Genomic DNA, 14,425 nt, shown 5'->3' on the forward strand with positions numbered 1-14,425 from the left:
GGCCGCCGGGCGGCTGGGACGGCCGATCCACTCAGTTCTACCTATCGGTAACGACTTTGTGCCACCCCATTTGTTCCGTGTCTTCCCCCTACTCGTCCTGCCTGCGGTCGCGTCCGGGACACGGGTGCCGCGGGCGGATCCGACGCCGCCGGGCGGTGCCCCTCCGGTGCGGTGCGGAGGTGGTCGTAGGATCGGGATTCGTGCGTATCGCTCTCGTTGACTCCGGTATCGGCATGCTCTCGACCGCGGCGGCCCTGCGTGTGGCACGGCCGGACGCCGACCTGTTCCTGTCGATGGACCCGGACCACATGCCCTGGGGGCCGCGTACCGCGGACGAGATCGTCGCGCGCGCCCTGGCCGGGGCCAGGGCCGCCCAGGAGGCCGCCGGGGAGGCGGCGCTGGACGCCGTGGTGGTGCCGTGCAACACCGCGTCGGTGCACGGGCTGGCCGAACTGCGCACGGAGTTCGAGCCGGACGTCCCGGTGATCGGTACGGTGCCCGCCATCAAGCCCGCGGCGGCGGCCGGAGGGCCGATCGCGGTGTGGTCCACCGCCGCGACCACGCGCAGCGGCTACCAACGGCAGCTCATCGAGACCTTCGCCCGCGGCGTGGAGGTGACCGCGGTGGCCTGCGCGGGGCTGGCCGAGGCGGTGGAGTCGGCCGACCCGCGGCTGATCGACGACGCGGTGGCCTACGCCGCCGAACTGACCCCCGGCGACGTGCACGGCGTGGTGCTCGGGTGTACGCACTACGACCTGGTGGGCGCGCAGATCTCCGCGGCCCTGGGCGGGCGGGCGGAGCTGTTCACCGCCGCCGGGGCGGTGGCCGCGCAGGCCCTGCGCCGGATCGGCGAGAGGCCCGTGGGCACCGCGCCGGGCCGGGTGCGGGTGCTCGCCAGCGGTCGTCCCTCCCGGCTGCCCGCCGCCGCGCTGTCCTACCCCGCGGGGCGCTCCCTGGCGTCCGGGGCGGGCGCGGCGACCGTGTGAAGGCGCTCCCCCGCTGACGGGCTGGTCGCCGCGACCGTGCGGGGGCGCCCTCGCACTGACGGACTGGTCGCCGCGACCGGGTCAGGGCGTTCCCGGCCGGGGCACCCGCGACCCACCCGTCAGGGGTGGGGCGCCAGGGTCCCCTGCCCGGGGGCGCCGACCCGCACCGGACCGTCCAGCGCGCCGGCGGCGAGGGTGCTCACGAGGGTGCGCACCCCGACGGTGTCGTTGTCGTGCAGGAGGGTCTCCAGCAGGGACAGCGCCGCGCGCTGGTCCCCCGGCTGCTCGCGCACGTGGCGCCACTGGGGCTCGGTGGCCGCGTCCGAGAGCATCAGGGTCCGGCCGACCTGGCCGAGCGCGGTCAGCAGCGGGGTGTCGTGCGGCATCCTCTCCAGGGCGGCGTTGACCTGTTCGGCCTGCTGCTCGGGGTCGACCTCCTCCGCGGGCTGCGCCCGCAGGAAGTCCAGCACCTCCTCGGCCGGGGCCAGAGGCCGGACCGGGGGCATCATCGCGATCATGGCGCGCGCCTCGGCCAGGTCGCCCAGGATCTCCTCGGTGCCCCCCAGTTCCCCGATGAGCCGCTCCGCCCGCTGCGCGGAGCAGGTGGCCACCCAGCGGGCGCCGCGGACCGAGGCCAGGCGGGCGGCGGACAGGGCGAGTTCGGCGCCGCGGCGCGGCGCACCCACCCGCTCGAAGTAGCGCGACCAGGTGGTCACCCGCACTCCCAGCCGCCAGTCGTTGCGCACCGCGCCCTGGCACACCAGGTTCTCCACCGCCTCCACCCACGCGGGCCGCAGACTCGGGTACGCCTCGGCCTCCTCCACGGTGGGCAGGGGGACGATGGCCTCCTGGGGCGGGCAGTGGCCCAGGCGGACCAGCCAGGACAGCAGCCGCGCGCGCTCGAAGCGGATGCGCCGGTGCAGGGCGGCCCGGCGCGGGTTGGCCTCGTCCAGGACCAGTTCCGCCTCCATACGGTCCAGCACCTCCAGCGCCTGGGCGTGCTCGTCCTGGTGGCGCAGGGCTCTGACGAGGGTGAACACCCCGTCGGCGCCGAGCATGGCCGGGCCGGTGGCGGTGTGCTCGTAGCGCCGCAGCTCGTTCTCGGCCCGGTCGGCCATGTCCTCGTCGATGAGCAGGTTCACCCGGGCGAGGGTGAAGGCGGGCCAGGCGGGGGTGCGCTCCCAACCGGCCAGGCGCCGGGTGGAGAGCAGCTCGCGGCGCTGTCCGGTGGTGCCGCGGGCGTCGATGTTGGCGTGGCAGCGCACCAGGGTCTCCAGCAGGGACACCGGGAGCGGGCCGTGGGCCAGGGGCTCGGGTTCGTCGCCGGCAGCAGCGCTCACCTGGGCGAGCGCGCGCCCGCCCTCGGCCAGGGCCCCCACGCGCACGGCCAGGGGCCAGTGCGCCAGGAAGAACAGGGTCGGCGGGCCGAAGACCCCCGGGACCGCGGCCTCGGTCGCGCCCGCCTCGGCGACCAGTCGGCGCGCGGTGCGCAGCGCCGAGCGGGCCACGGCCTCCACACGTACCGGGTCCCCGGCCTCGCAGAGCACGGGCAGGCTCGCGACCGCCTCGGCCAGCTCCGCCTGCCCGGCCGCCCGGAGCCGTCGTGCGGTCTCCCCCGCCCACGTCCACATCGGCATGGTCTGCACCCCCTGTAAGCACCATGTGAGAACAGAACGTAGCAGCGCGGTGACAGGGCTGTCCGGAAAACGCGCAAAGCCGCGGAGCACGGGGATAGGCGTCCTGTCGGGGCCGTCCCGGAGCGCTAGACTCGGGGGCCGTGGCACCCGGCGGGAGCCTTCGCGAGGTCCCGAGCATCCAGCCGCGCCGAGCCGCACCGAGCCGCATCAAGGGGACATGAGCGCCGATGGGATGGCGAGACCGTTTCGGACTCCGCAAGGCCAACCGCAAGGGCAAGGCCCGTTTCGACCGGGAAGCCGAGGATTCGGACATCAAGGCGCTGATCGAGTTCGCCAAGAGCCGGGTGGGTGTGGAGTTCTTCGTCGAACCGGAGACCTTCGCCACGCGGGCCACGGCGGTCGCGGTCGCGACGGACGGCGAGTGGATCCGCCGCCGGTGCGGTTCGCCCGACGTGATCCGCAAGGTGGCCAGGGACCTGGCGACCCCGGCCTACGACGTGCAGATCGTCGGCTACCCGCAGCGGATGCGCGACTGGAGCGCACGCAACAAGCGCGGCCTGTCACTGGACGAGTGAGGGTGCGCGGGCGTACTGGGCGAGCGTAAGACTCGCCACACCGACACGCCGTTGGGGACGGTCCGAAACCCGCGACCGGGTCATTTTGGGCATTGATGACGAGTCCTTGCCGTGACTTCCTCGCCGAACGGGTTCCCTAACGGGCTTCATCCGTCGCATACTCGCCTCGGAGGGGGGACTCTGATGAAGCAGGATCTCACGGCCCTGTGCTGCGACTGCGGCACGATTCGCGAGGTGAGCGACTACCAGAGTGTGGGCGAGGCGCAGTCCGCCTACGGACTGGCCCGCTGCGTCGTCTGGCGCAAGTGCCGCACCTGCGGCTACCGCACCTACCACGCCTACATGCGCGCCGACGAGGACCGCGACGAACTGGAGGACGCCCTGCGACTGGACGGCGCCCTGGCGGCCGAGGCCCTCGACGAGGAGGTGGAGCAGCTGCGGCTGTGCGGGGTCGAGGTCGGGCACGCCCCCGTCCCGGCCATCTGGGACGGCCAGTCCGTGGGCATGGTGACCCAGCGGCTGACCGACCGCGCCTACTCGATCGTGCTGGACCCCGAGGCGTCCGTGGTCTCCCGGCTCAAGCTCATCGACATGATGTGGAACGAACTCCTGGTGGGCGAACACGACGACCGCTGGTTCATCCAGGAGGCGGAGGACGACGGGTCCCCCGCGTACGCGGTCCGGCTGTTCGGCTACCGCACGCGCGGCTGAGGCCGGACCGCGCTCGCGCGACCCGGCCCCGGCGCTCTACCCGGCGGCGGGTTCGGGCTGGCCCGCGAGGCGGCGCAGCGCGGACCTGGCCACCGCCGGATCGGTGGTCCCCCAGTAGGGCGGCAGGGAGGCGCGCAGGAAGCCGCCGTAGCGGGCCGTGGCCAGGCGCGGGTCCAGGACGGCGATGACCCCCCGGTCCTCGGTGGAGCGCAGCAGGCGCCCGGTGCCCTGGGCGAGCAGCAGGGCGGCGTGGGTGGCGGCCACCGACAGGAAGCCGTTGCCCCCGTGCGCGGCGACCGCGCGCTGGCGCGCGGAGGCCAGCGGGTCGTCGGGCCGGGGGAAGGGTATGCGGTCCACGATCACCAGGGACAGCGAGGGTCCGGGCACGTCCACCCCCTGCCACAGCGACAGGGTGCCGAACAGGCAGGACCGCTCCTCCTCCGCGAAGCGGCGCACCAGTTGCCCGGTGGAGTCCTCCCCCTGGCACAGGATCGGTTGGTCCAGGCGCTCGCGGAGTTCCTCTGCGGCCTGCTGGGCGGCGCGCATGGAGGAGAACAGGCCCAGCGCTCGGCCGTCGGCGGCCTCGATGAGTTCGCTGATCTCGTCCAGGTAGGCGGGCGCGAGGCCGTCGCGGCCGGGCGGCGGCAGGTGGGTGGCCACGTAGAGGATGCCCCGGCGGGCGTGCTCGAAGGGCGAGCCGACGTCCAGCGCGCGCCAGCGGGGCTCCCCGGCCGCGCGGTGCGGGCCGTCCTCGTCGTCGTCGGGACCGTCCTCGTCCCGGGGTGCGGCCGGCTCCGGGCCGCGGCCCGCGGCGGCGCGCTCGGCGGCCTCCTGGGCCACCTCGCGGCCCAGGCCCCACTGGTTGGCCAGCGAGGCGAAGGAGCCGCCCAGGGTGAGGGTGGCGGAGGTCAGCACCACGGTGCGGTCGCCGAAGAGCTTCTCGCGCAGCAGTCCGCCCACGCCGAGCGGGGCGACGTGGAGCGCGGGTTGGCGTCCGGGGGCCTTGGTCAGCCAGACGACCTCGGTGCGGTCGCGCAGGGCGGGTTCGAAGGACTCCAGGACGCGCACGGCGGTGTCGTGCACCTCGCCGAGCGCGGCCAGGGCCAGGCGGCGGTCGCTGGCGCCGTCCGGGTCCAGCTCCCCGGGTGAGGGGCCGATGGCGGTGACGCAGGCCGAGGCGGCGTCGCGGGTGGCGGCGACCGCGTTGGCCAGGGCGTCGTCGATGTGGTCCAGGCGTCCGTCGGGCGACTCGGTGAACATCAGGGCGAGGCCGTCGGCGCACTCGGTCAGCCGTTCGCTGCTCCCGGGTTCGACCAGGCGGGCGGCGCGCTTGGCCGCGGCGTTGACGGTGCGCTCGCCCAGGACCCCGGTGGCCACGGAGGTGGCGCGGTCGACGAGTTCGTGCGCCTCGTCGATCATGATCGTGTTGTGCTCGGGCAGGATGTGGTAACCCTGCGACATGTCGATGGAGAGCATGGCGTGGTTGGTGACCACCACGTCCACGCCCTGGGTGGCCTCGCGGGCGAACTCGGCGAAGCACTCCTGGCCGAAGGGGCAGATGCGGGCGCCCATGCACTCGTTGGCGGCCACCGACACCTGGCGCCAGGCCAGGTCGCTGACGCCGGGCACGAGTTCGTCGCGGTCGCCGGTGACGGTGTCCTCGGCCCACTCGTGCAGGCGTGCCACCTGCCGGCCCAGCGAGGAGAGCTGGCGCGGGTCGAACAGCTCGGTGTCCTCGGCCTCCTCGCCAGCGGTCTGGAGCCGGTTGCGGCACAGATAGTTGCGGCGGCCCTTGAGCACGGCGAACGTTGGCTCGCGGGGCAGCATCGGCGTGAGGGCCTTGGCCAGGCGCGGCAGGTCGCGCTCGATGAGCTGGTTCTGCAGGGCGATGGTGGCGGTGGAGACCACCACCGTGCTCTCCTTGGCCATGGCGTGTCTGATCGCGGGCACCAGGTAGGCCAGGGACTTTCCGGTGCCGGTACCGGCCTGGACCACCAGGTGTTCGCGCTTGTCGACCGCCTCGGCCACGGCACCGGCCATGGTCGCCTGGCCCTCGCGGCGGCTGCCGCCCAGGGCGGCGACGGCCGCGTCGAGCAGGGTGGGAACGTCGGGGAGATCTGCCACGGATCGACAGTACCGGCCGTGGAGGACAGGGCGGGCGTTGTCCACAGGCAGGACCGGCCGGGGCCCGGCCGATCCCTCCCGGAGGCGCTTCAGCCCATCGTGGCCAGCAGCTCGTCCAGGGCTTCCATGGACTGCTTCAGGCCGTACTCCATGCCGGACTCGACCATGCCGTCGCGGTCCTCGACGCTCTGGAACACCGTGCTCGACGTGTAGAGGGTGCGGCCGTCCCCCTCCTCCAGGGTGGTGGTCTCCAGGCACACGTGCCCGGGCATGCCCTCGAACTCGAAGGTCTGCACGAAGCGCTCCGGCGCGACGACGTCGTGGACCACGCCGTGGAAGGCGTACTCCTGGCCGTCGGGGGCGCGCTCGACGAACCTCCAGGAACCGCCCCGGCGCAGGTCCGCGTGGTCGATGACGGTCTCGGTCTCCTTGAGCCCCCACCAGCGGGCGAGGCACTCGGCGTCGGTCATGGCCCTGAACACCACGTCGCGGGGCGCGTCGAAGCTGCGCGTGACGACGACGTCGTGCTGTCCGGGCTCTGCGATCACCGTGAGGTCGCTCATGACTGTCCTCCTGTGCTCTGTGTCTGCTGGATTCGGCGGATCTCCGCGTCGAGCCGGTCGAAGCGGTCCTCCCACTGGCGGTGGTAGCGCTCGATCCACCCCGTCGCCTCCTCCAGGGGGGCGGTCTCCAGTCGGCAGGGGCGCCACTGCGCGTCGCGGCCCCGGCTGACCAGGCCCGCCCGCTCCAGCACCTTCAGGTGCCGGGAGACCGCCTGGAGGCTGATGGGGAACGGTTCCGCCAGCTCGTTGACGGTGGCCTCGCCCTCGGCGAGCCTCGCCAGCAGCGTCCGACGGGTCGGGTCGGCCAGTGCGGCGAACGTGAGACTCAACGGGTCGGTCGCCATCTGCGTATTCAACTTTCCTGTTAATCAACCGATACGTTGATTATGATCCACGGCACACCACGGAGTCAAGGGCGAAGATCAAGCGGAAGAAGGCCGGCCGCGTCCCCGGTCACAGGGGGGCACCTCGGAAGGTTCGGCCACCCCTACCCGCAGCCGCCACCACAGGGGGTCCAGAGGCGAAGCCTCACGTTGCGGGAGAACGCCCCACCCACCCCACTGACCACCACGGCCTCAGCCACAGGGGGGGGTACCTCGGGGGGTTCGGGGGGTCTCCCCCCGGAAAGCACCAAGGGCGACCCGGCGAGCGCGTTCACGCGCGAGCAGGGTCGCCCTTCGTCCGTGGAGCTATGGGGATTCGAACCCCAGACCTCCTCCATGCCATGGAGGCGCGCTACCAACTGCGCCATAGCCCCGTGTGCCGTTCGGCAACGGTTCGAGTCTATCGGACGTGTGGGGGTGGGATGACCAGCCTCGGTGTCGGCCACCCCACACGCCCCTGTGCTCCGGAGCAGCCGGGACACGCACCCCGGGACCCTCTTCAACCGCCCCCGGAAGGGGCACATGAGAGGACATGAGCGACAGACCACGGCAGAACCCGGTCGACACCCTGGTCCGCTGGGAGGACCACGGCGCCGTGTGGCGGGTGGTGGGGCGGACCGCCTCCGAGGTGACGGTGGCCCTGTGCCGGTGCGACGGGGGCGAGGAGGTGGAACGCCTGGTCTCCGACGACCCGGCCCTGCTCGCCTTCGTGGACGAACGGCTCGGTTCCCCTCCGCCAGCCTCCTGATCGCCTTCCGGCCCTCGGTTCCAGGCCCGCGCGACTCGCCGGAGGAGGCCCACCGGCATCCGCGCACGGCCGGAGCGGGTGCGGCGGGTTCACGCATCTGCGACGGTCACGGTCCCGAACGGACCGCAACCCCAGCCCAGGGTGGTGGCCTCCACCCTCGACGCTCCGGCGGCGCGCAGGAGGTCGCCGATTCCGCCCCGGGTCCGTGGCTCGCAACGGGAGGAGCGTCTCGGAAAGCCCGGAGGCGAAGCCCCACGTCACGGGAGAGCGTCCCGCCATCCCACCGATTCCCACAACCCCGACCACAGGGGGTACCTCGGGGGGTTCGGGGGGTCTCCCCCCGGAAAGCACCGCGGGCTGCGGCGAGCCGGTCGAAGACCGGCGAGCAGCAGCCCGTGCAACGTGGAGCTATGGGGATTCGAACCCCAGACCTCCTCCATGCCATGGAGGCGCGCTACCAACTGCGCCATAGCCCCTTGTATGCCGGGCGGTTCCCCCGCTCGGCGATGGAATTACTGTACCGGAGGTTGGGAGTGGGTTGCGACCTCGGGGCACTCGGGTGGACGTGCGGTGGCCGGTTTCCGCGCCGAATACCCTGGAGTGGTGCCCGAATCAAAGCTTGAGATCCAGATGCTCCACGACCGCCTGCTGGTGAAGTCGGTCCCGGACAGGACCGAGCGGCGCAGCAGCGCCGGCCTGGTCATCCCGGACACGGTCAAGCTGGCGACCAGGCTCGCGTGGGGAGAGGTCGTCGGCGCCGGGACCAGCGCCCGCCACGTCAAGACCGGGGACCGGGTGCTCTTCGATCCCGAGGAGCAGGGCGAGGTCGAGCTGAACGGCGAGCGCTACGTGATCCTGCGCGAGCGCGACGTGCACGCCGTGGCCAACGAGGCCCCCGAGCGCGGCACCGGCCTGTACCTGTAGCCCCCTCCCCGGCGGGTTCCCCGGCGTGCCGCCCGGGGCGGGCGCCCGTCTTCGCGCCGCCCCGGGTCAGTCGCCCGTGCCGTCGCGGTCGGGGTTCGCGATGGCCTTGACCAGCGAGTGCACGCACAGGTTGAGGGCCTCGTAGGCGGGCGTGCGGCTGACGCTCACGTAGGCCCAGGCCGCGTAGAGCCCCGACCACAGGAGCTGCTGCGCCCATATCGGGGTGATCCTGGGGTCGATGCTGCCGTCGGCGTGGCCGCGCTCGACCAGGGCGAACAGGGCCCGGTCCGCCTCCCCGCACTCCTCCTCCGGCGCCTCGTCCCAGGAGTCGTCGGATCCGAAGGCCAGCATGATCACCTTCTGGAGCCCGAAGTACTCGGGCACGAGGCGCCGGAAGGCCTCCAGTCCGGTGCCCTCGGCGGTGCGCGCCCGTTCGGTGGCCTCGTTGATGAGCTCGTCGGCGTACTCGCCGAGGGCGCACACCAGGTCGGCGCGTTCGGCGAAGTAGCGCTGGAGCGTGCTGCGCGCCACACCCGCGGTTCTGGCCACCTGGGACAGGGGGGCCGAGGAGTTCTCCCCGAGCACCTTCACCGCCGCTTCGAGGATCGCGCGCCGGGTCCGGGCGCGGGTCCTCGTCTCTTCGTCTGGGGGAGCGCTCTTCACCATGCCCTCATCCTAGGCTTGTCGGTAATTGGTTGACAATAATCGGTCACCTATGACCTACTTTGAAACATGACTGATCCATCGAAAGTAGACACCGACTCGAAACCGGGTGCGCCCGAACCCCGGTTCGCCCAGCTCCGGGTGCTGTGGTCGTTCGTGCGCCCGCACCGGAACAAGCTGGCGCTGGGTCTGGTGCTGGCCCTGTTCGGCTCGGCGCTCGAACTCGCCAACCCGATGGTGATCAAGCTGGTCCTGGACACCGTCTCCGGCGGGGGCGGCCTGCTCGTGCCGATCGCCCTGCTGCTGGGCCTGTTCGTGCTGGGCACGGTGTCCGGACTGTGGCACTGGATCCTCCTGGGCACCGTCGCCGAGAAGGTGGTGCTGGACGCGCGCACCTCGCTGGTGCGCCGCTACTTCCGCGCCGCGCTCATCCCGCTGTCGCGCCGCTCCTCCGGCGAACTCGTCACCCGGGCGACCTCCGACACGGTCCTGCTGCGCGAGGCCGCCTCCAGCAGCGTCATCAGCCTCATCAACGGCGGCGTGCTGCTGGTGGGAACGCTGATCATGATGGGTGTGCTGGACTTGTTCCTGCTCACGGTCACCTTCGTCGCGGTGCTCGTGGTCACCGTCCTGTTCCTGACGCTGATGCCCGCCCTGGCCAAGGCGCAGGAGAGGGCGCAGAACTCCCTGGGCCTGATGGGCGGCATGCTCGACGGCGCGCTGCGCGCGGTCCGCACGGTCAAGGTCAGCCGGGCCGAGGAGCGCCTGAGCGGCCAGATCCTCGAACACGCGCGGGAGTCCGCGCGACACGGCGTGCGCTCGGTGCGGCGCGAGGCGGTCGCCTGGACGATCGCGTTCAGCGGGATCCAGCTCGCCATCATCTCCATCCTGGGCGTGGGCGCGCTGCGGGTGTCCTCGGGCGCGATCGACGTCTCCACCCTCATCGCCTTCCTGCTCTACGCGTTCACCCTGATGACCCCGGTCATGGAGCTGTCCCAGAGCGTCACCACCCTCCAGTCGGGCGTGGCCGCGGCCAGGCGCATCCGCGAGGTGGAGGCCATTCCGCTCGAACCCTCCTCCGAGGCTGCGGACACGGACGCGCCGGCGCCCTCCCCCGGCGGGGACCGCGCGGGCGCGCTGCTGGAACTGCGCGGGGTCACCGCCCGGTACGCGCCCGGCGCCGAGTCCGCACTGGACGGGGTGGACCTGGCCGTCCCCCGGCGCGGGCACACCGCGATCGTGGGGCCCTCGGGCGCGGGCAAGACCACCGTGTTCTCGCTGCTGCTGCGCTTCCTCGAACCCGAGGAGGGGCAGCTGTTCCTGGACGGGACCCCCTACCGGGAGCTCACCCCCGGGCAGGTGCGCGGCCGCTTCGCCTACGTGGAGCAGGACACCCCGGTCGTCCCCGGCACCATCCGGGAGAACCTGCTGTTCAGCCACCCCGACGCCACCGAGGAGGAGGTGCGCCGGGTCCTGGGTCAGGTCCGGCTGGCCGACAAGATCGACGCCCTGGAGGAGGGGCTGGACACCCCGCTGGACGCCACGTCCTTCTCCGGGGGCCAGCGCCAGCGCATCGCCCTGGCCCGCGCCCTGCTGCGCTCGCCGGACGTGCTGCTGCTGGACGAGGCCACCTCGCAGGTGGACGCGATCACCGAGGCCGCCATCACCGAGAGCGTGCGCGCCCACGCCGCCCGGGCGGCCGTGGTGACCATCGCGCACCGGCTGTCCACCGTGATCCACGCCGACACCATCGTGCTGATGGAGGACGGACGGGTGCGGGCCAGGGGCACGCACCGGGAGCTGATGGACCGGGACGACCTGTACCGGGAGCTGGTCACGGCACTGCACATCGCCGAGTCCGGGACCGCGGAGCCCGACGCTGACCGGGCCGGGGCGGACCGGGTGACGCCGGTCACGTGAGCGCGCGGTAGCATCCGGCCAGAACCGGTGGGCGCGAGCGGTTCGACGGCCACGGCCGCGGAGGGCACGCCTCCCCGCGGACCGGTCCGTCCTCATTTGCGTCCCGTGCGCCGTGCCCCGCGGTGCCCGTACCCGGCGCCGCGGCGCCAGCGAGGGAATCATGACCGACTTCGCCCAGTACCAGGACGGCGTCTACGCCGACGCGACCAACGGCATCCTGCCCGGGCTGCCCTACCACCACGAGGACCTGCGCGACCTAGCCGAGAGGGCCATGGAGCCGGGTCCGTTCGGCTACGTGGAGGGCTCCGCGGGACGGGAGCGCACCGCCCGCGCCAACGTGGACGCGTTCGCCCGCTACGCGCTGCGCCCGCGCGGCCTGCGGCCGGGCGCCGAGGAGGCCGGAGGGCTGGGGGTCACCCTGTTCGGCAGGGAGTACGCCACGCCGCTGCTGACCGCGCCGATCGGGGTCCTGGAGCAGGTGCACGAGGAGGCGGAGCTCGCCGTGGCCGAGGCCGCCAACGCCGTGGGCGTGCCGATGGTGCTGTCCACGGCCGCCTCCACCCCGATGGAGCGGGTCGCCGAGGCGGTCGACTCCTGGTGGTACCAGTTGTACTGGCCCGGCGACGACGCGCTGGCCGAGTCGTTCGTGCGGCGGGCGACGGCCGCGGGAGCGGAGGCGGTCGTCGTCACCGCCGACACCAAGCGGCTGGGGTGGCGGCCCCGCGACCTGGCGCTGGGCCACCTGCCGTTCCTGCGCAGCCAGGGCACGGCGAACTACTTCAGCGACCCGGAGTTCCGATCCCGGCTCAAGGCCGACCCGGAGCCGGGCGGGGTGTTCACCGAGGCGGTGTTCCACTTCCTGGGCGCGTTCGCCAGCAGGTCCCTGAGCACCGACAACATCGCCCGCATCCGCCGGTGGACGGACCTGCCGGTGCTGGTCAAGGGCGTCGTGCGCGGGGACGAGGCCGCCGACCTGGTGGCGGCGGGCGTGGACGGGATCGTGGTCAGCAACCACGGCGGTCGGCAGGTCGACAACGCCGTGGCGGCGCTGGACGCCCTGCCCGAGGTGGTGGACGCGGTCGGCGGCCGCGCCACGGTGCTGTTCGACTCGGGTGTGCGCTCGGGCGCCGACGTGGCCGTGGCGATGGCGCTGGGAGCCGAGGCCGTGCTGCTGGGGCGGCCGTGGGTGTACGGGCTGGCCGTGGGCGGCGCCGCGGGCGTGGAGCACGTGCTGCGCGCGACGCTGGCCGAGTTGCAGATCACCGCCGAGCTGATGGGCAAGGACGCGAAGGACCTGGACGGGAGCGACGTCGTGCGCCGCTGACGCGGACACGGAGCCGGTCCCGGAGACGCCGTGCGCCGCCGGGACCGGTCCGCTTCCTTCCGGTCGTGCTGTCAGCCCTTGACGGCTCCGGAGGTCAGGCCCGCCACGATCCTGCGTTGCAGGAGCAGGGCGAAGATGATCAGCGGGACCGACACCAGGACCGACGCGGCCATGATCTGCCCGATCGGGTTCTCGTAGCCGACCCGCTGGAAGGTCGCCACGAAGACCGGGACCGTCTGCACGTTCAGGTCGTTCGGGGCGAAGGAGAAGGCCAGCAGGAACTCGTTGGTGGCGTACACGAAGGTCAGGATGGCCGCCGCTCCCACGCCCGGCGCCGCCAGCGGCGCCACCACGCGCAGGAAGGCCTGGAACGGGGTGGCCCCGTCCACCTTCGCCGACTCCTCGATCTCCTTGGGGATGCCCGCGAAGAACGTGGTGAGGATGAAGACGGCCAGCGGCAGGGTCAGCGCCACGTACGGGATGATCATGCCCGCGAAGGAGTTGAGCAGGTTGATCCCGGTCCACTCGTTGAGCTGCAGGTACATCTGGTAGAGCGGGTTGACCAGCGCCACCGGCGGGAACAGTGTCGCGACCAGGGTGGCGGCCAGGATCGCGAACTTGCCCGCCAGCGGCAGCCGGGCCAGGGCGTAGCCCGCCAGCGAGGCCACCGGGATGCAGATCAGCGTGGTCACCGTCGCCACGATCAGCGAGTTGCGCAGCGCGAACTGGAAGCCCTGGTTGAAGATCTCCCGGTAGTTGCTGAAGTCGAAGGGCCCCTGGAAGATGTTCGGATCGGTGATCGCCGCCGATCCCGTCCGCAGGCTGGTCATGCCCATCCACAGGAACGGGAACAGGCACCACAGCAGCACCACGGCCAGCCCGAGCAGCTTGAGGGTGTTGCCCACCGCCGGGTGGACGCGTCGGCGCGGCTTGTGCACCGGACCGCTCGGCCTCACCGTCTCGGCCGTCATCGCTTCTCCTTCCGCGGCGCCTCACCGATCATGTGGCGGCCCATCCGGCTGATGAAGGCCAGGCCGACGAGCATGACGATGACGAACGTGACCGTGGACAACGCGTTGGCGTAGCCCAGGTCCGGGTCCCGGACCAGGTAGCGCTGCGCGTAGACCGACAGGGTGGCCAGCGAGTTCGAGTAGCCGGTGAACACGTACGCGAAGTCGAACATGCGCAGGGCGTCCACCGTGCGGAACAGCAGGGCCACGACGATCGACGGGCGCAGCAGCGGCAGGGTGATGTTCCAGAAGCGCTGGAGCGCGTTGGCCCCGTCCACCCTGGCCGCCTCGTAGTAGTCCTTCGGGATGGTCTGGAGGCCCGCGAGCAGCAGCAGTGCCACGAACGGCGCGGTCTTCCACACGTCGGCGCTGATGATGCCGACCATCGACCAGAACGGGTCGCGCAGCCAGTTGATGTCCGTGCCGAGGACGGCGTTCACGAAGCCCGGGTTGGGGTCGAACATGAACCGCCACACCTGCGCGGCCACGGCGGTCGGGATGACCCACGGGATCAGGATGACCGCGCGGGTCAGGCCCCGGCCGAGGAAGGCCTGGTGCATGATCAGCGCGAAGGCCATCCCGACGAGGAACTCCAGCGACACCGACGCGACCGTGAACACCAGGGTGTTCCAGACGGCGTTGAAGAAGCCGGAGTCGGTCAGGACGCGGACGTAGTTGTCGACGCCGGTGAACTCCTGGCGGAACCCCCGGATCTGGTAGAGGCTCATCCCGATCGCGTAGAAGACCGGGAAGAGCGCGATCACGGCCATGAAGGCGAACGACGGGGCGAGGAAGATCCGCCCCATCGCACGCTCACCCAGGCCCCTGCTCACGCGGACTCTCTGGGTCGTCGCCAT

14 protein-coding genes and 2 tRNA genes are annotated in these 14,425 nt (G+C 72.3%); 7 read left to right on the plus strand and 9 right to left on the minus strand.

From position 1 onward, the window contains the following. The first annotated feature begins 200 nt into the window (after positions 1-200). The gene (locus tag EV372_RS02870; RefSeq protein WP_197044351.1) at positions 201-986 is read left to right on the plus strand and encodes a glutamate racemase; all 786 of its coding nucleotides are present in this window, start codon (positions 201-203) and stop codon (positions 984-986) included. Positions 987-1,105: 119 nt separating this feature from the next. Here the strand turns inward: EV372_RS02870 and EV372_RS02875 are convergent, their stop codons facing one another. Then, positions 1,106-2,623: a hypothetical protein gene (locus tag EV372_RS02875; RefSeq protein ID WP_130394734.1), complete on the minus strand. Its 1,518-nt coding sequence runs from the start codon at positions 2,621-2,623 to the stop codon at positions 1,106-1,108. Positions 2,624-2,850: 227 nt separating this feature from the next. Here EV372_RS02875 and EV372_RS02880 point away from each other — a divergent pair, with 227 nt between their 5' ends. Both EV372_RS02880 and EV372_RS02885 read left to right on the plus strand, forming a co-directional pair. After that, the gene (locus EV372_RS02880; RefSeq protein WP_019609630.1) at positions 2,851-3,198 is read left to right on the plus strand and encodes a hypothetical protein; all 348 of its coding nucleotides are present in this window, start codon (positions 2,851-2,853) and stop codon (positions 3,196-3,198) included. A gap of 183 nt (positions 3,199-3,381) precedes the next feature. Continuing rightward, on the plus strand, positions 3,382-3,909 hold the full coding sequence (locus tag EV372_RS02885; RefSeq protein ID WP_013154357.1) for a DUF6315 family protein: 528 nt from the start codon (positions 3,382-3,384) through the stop codon (positions 3,907-3,909). Positions 3,910-3,945: 36 nt separating this feature from the next. Here EV372_RS02885 and EV372_RS02890 read toward each other — a convergent pair whose 3' ends face one another. The 4 genes from EV372_RS02890 to EV372_RS02905 form a co-directional block, all read right to left on the minus strand. Next, the gene (locus EV372_RS02890; RefSeq protein WP_130394735.1) at positions 3,946-6,033 is read right to left on the minus strand and encodes an ATP-dependent DNA helicase; all 2,088 of its coding nucleotides are present in this window, start codon (positions 6,031-6,033) and stop codon (positions 3,946-3,948) included. Positions 6,034-6,122: 89 nt separating this feature from the next. Next, positions 6,123-6,596: an SRPBCC family protein gene (locus EV372_RS02895; RefSeq protein WP_130394736.1), complete on the minus strand. Its 474-nt coding sequence runs from the start codon at positions 6,594-6,596 to the stop codon at positions 6,123-6,125. Then, positions 6,593-6,940 carry an ArsR/SmtB family transcription factor gene (locus tag EV372_RS02900; RefSeq protein WP_130394737.1) on the minus strand — a complete coding sequence of 116 codons (348 nt, stop codon included), beginning with the start codon at positions 6,938-6,940 and terminating at the stop codon, positions 6,593-6,595. The genes EV372_RS02895 and EV372_RS02900 overlap by 4 nt, the downstream gene beginning before the upstream one ends. 340 nt (positions 6,941-7,280) lie before the next feature. Next, positions 7,281-7,353, minus strand: a tRNA-Ala gene (locus EV372_RS02905). A 158-nt stretch (positions 7,354-7,511) separates the two neighbouring features. On the opposite strand from EV372_RS02905, the gene EV372_RS02910 reads away from it, so the two are divergent. Then, positions 7,512-7,727 (plus strand): hypothetical protein, encoded by a 216-nt coding sequence (locus EV372_RS02910; RefSeq protein ID WP_130394738.1) that lies wholly within the window; start codon positions 7,512-7,514, stop codon positions 7,725-7,727. A 403-nt stretch (positions 7,728-8,130) separates the two neighbouring features. On the opposite strand, the gene EV372_RS02915 is transcribed toward EV372_RS02910, so the two are convergent. Continuing rightward, a tRNA-Ala gene (locus tag EV372_RS02915) sits at positions 8,131-8,203 on the minus strand. Between the two features lie 154 nt (positions 8,204-8,357). Between EV372_RS02915 and EV372_RS02920 the strand changes: the two genes are divergently transcribed. Next, complete coding sequence (locus EV372_RS02920; RefSeq protein WP_017568462.1) at positions 8,358-8,651, plus strand: GroES family chaperonin; 294 nt, start codon at positions 8,358-8,360, stop codon at positions 8,649-8,651. Between the two features lie 66 nt (positions 8,652-8,717). Here EV372_RS02920 and EV372_RS02925 read toward each other — a convergent pair whose 3' ends face one another. Beyond that, positions 8,718-9,317, minus strand: a complete 600-nt coding sequence (locus EV372_RS02925) for a TetR/AcrR family transcriptional regulator (RefSeq protein WP_130394739.1) — start codon at positions 9,315-9,317, stop codon at positions 8,718-8,720. A gap of 138 nt (positions 9,318-9,455) precedes the next feature. Between EV372_RS02925 and EV372_RS02930 the strand changes: the two genes are divergently transcribed. Beyond that, entirely contained in the window at positions 9,456-11,234 is a 1,779-nt protein-coding gene (locus EV372_RS02930) for an ABC transporter ATP-binding protein (protein ID WP_130398721.1), read from the plus strand. 160 nt (positions 11,235-11,394) lie between these two features. Further along, positions 11,395-12,558 carry an alpha-hydroxy-acid oxidizing protein gene (locus EV372_RS02935; RefSeq protein ID WP_130394740.1) on the plus strand — a complete coding sequence of 388 codons (1,164 nt, stop codon included), beginning with the start codon at positions 11,395-11,397 and terminating at the stop codon, positions 12,556-12,558. A 71-nt stretch (positions 12,559-12,629) separates the two neighbouring features. Here the strand turns inward: EV372_RS02935 and EV372_RS02945 are convergent, their stop codons facing one another. Together EV372_RS02945 and EV372_RS02950 are read right to left on the minus strand one after the other, a co-directional pair. Then, positions 12,630-13,529: a carbohydrate ABC transporter permease gene (locus EV372_RS02945; RefSeq protein WP_130394741.1), complete on the minus strand. Its 900-nt coding sequence runs from the start codon at positions 13,527-13,529 to the stop codon at positions 12,630-12,632. Further along, positions 13,526-14,374, minus strand: a complete 849-nt coding sequence (locus tag EV372_RS02950; protein WP_130398722.1) for a carbohydrate ABC transporter permease — start codon at positions 14,372-14,374, stop codon at positions 13,526-13,528. Before EV372_RS02950 ends, EV372_RS02945 begins: the two co-directional genes overlap by 4 nt. Positions 14,375-14,425: the final 51 nt, after the last annotated feature.

This window comes from Nocardiopsis sp. CNZ308 (assembly GCF_004217075.1).

Bases quoted from the DNA above. Each gene is read 5' to 3' on its own strand.
- EV372_RS02885 (WP_013154357.1), top strand. From the start codon at position 3,382: ATGAAGCAGGATCTCACGGCCCTGTGCTGCGACTGCGGCACGATTCGC.
- EV372_RS02935 (WP_130394740.1), top strand. From the start codon at position 11,395: ATGACCGACTTCGCCCAGTACCAGGACGGCGTCTACGCCGACGCGACC.
- EV372_RS02920 (WP_017568462.1), top strand. From the start codon at position 8,358: ATGCTCCACGACCGCCTGCTGGTGAAGTCGGTCCCGGACAGGACCGAG.
- EV372_RS02880 (WP_019609630.1), top strand. From the start codon at position 2,851: ATGGGATGGCGAGACCGTTTCGGACTCCGCAAGGCCAACCGCAAGGGC.
- EV372_RS02950 (WP_130398722.1), bottom strand. From the start codon at position 14,374: ATGGGGCGGATCTTCCTCGCCCCGTCGTTCGCCTTCATGGCCGTGATC.
- EV372_RS02875 (WP_130394734.1), bottom strand. From the start codon at position 2,623: ATGCCGATGTGGACGTGGGCGGGGGAGACCGCACGACGGCTCCGGGCG.
- EV372_RS02895 (WP_130394736.1), bottom strand. From the start codon at position 6,596: ATGAGCGACCTCACGGTGATCGCAGAGCCCGGACAGCACGACGTCGTC.
- EV372_RS02945 (WP_130394741.1), bottom strand. From the start codon at position 13,529: ATGACGGCCGAGACGGTGAGGCCGAGCGGTCCGGTGCACAAGCCGCGC.
- EV372_RS02925 (WP_130394739.1), bottom strand. From the start codon at position 9,317: ATGGTGAAGAGCGCTCCCCCAGACGAAGAGACGAGGACCCGCGCCCGG.
- EV372_RS02900 (WP_130394737.1), bottom strand. From the start codon at position 6,940: ATGGCGACCGACCCGTTGAGTCTCACGTTCGCCGCACTGGCCGACCCG.
- EV372_RS02910 (WP_130394738.1), top strand. From the start codon at position 7,512: ATGAGCGACAGACCACGGCAGAACCCGGTCGACACCCTGGTCCGCTGG.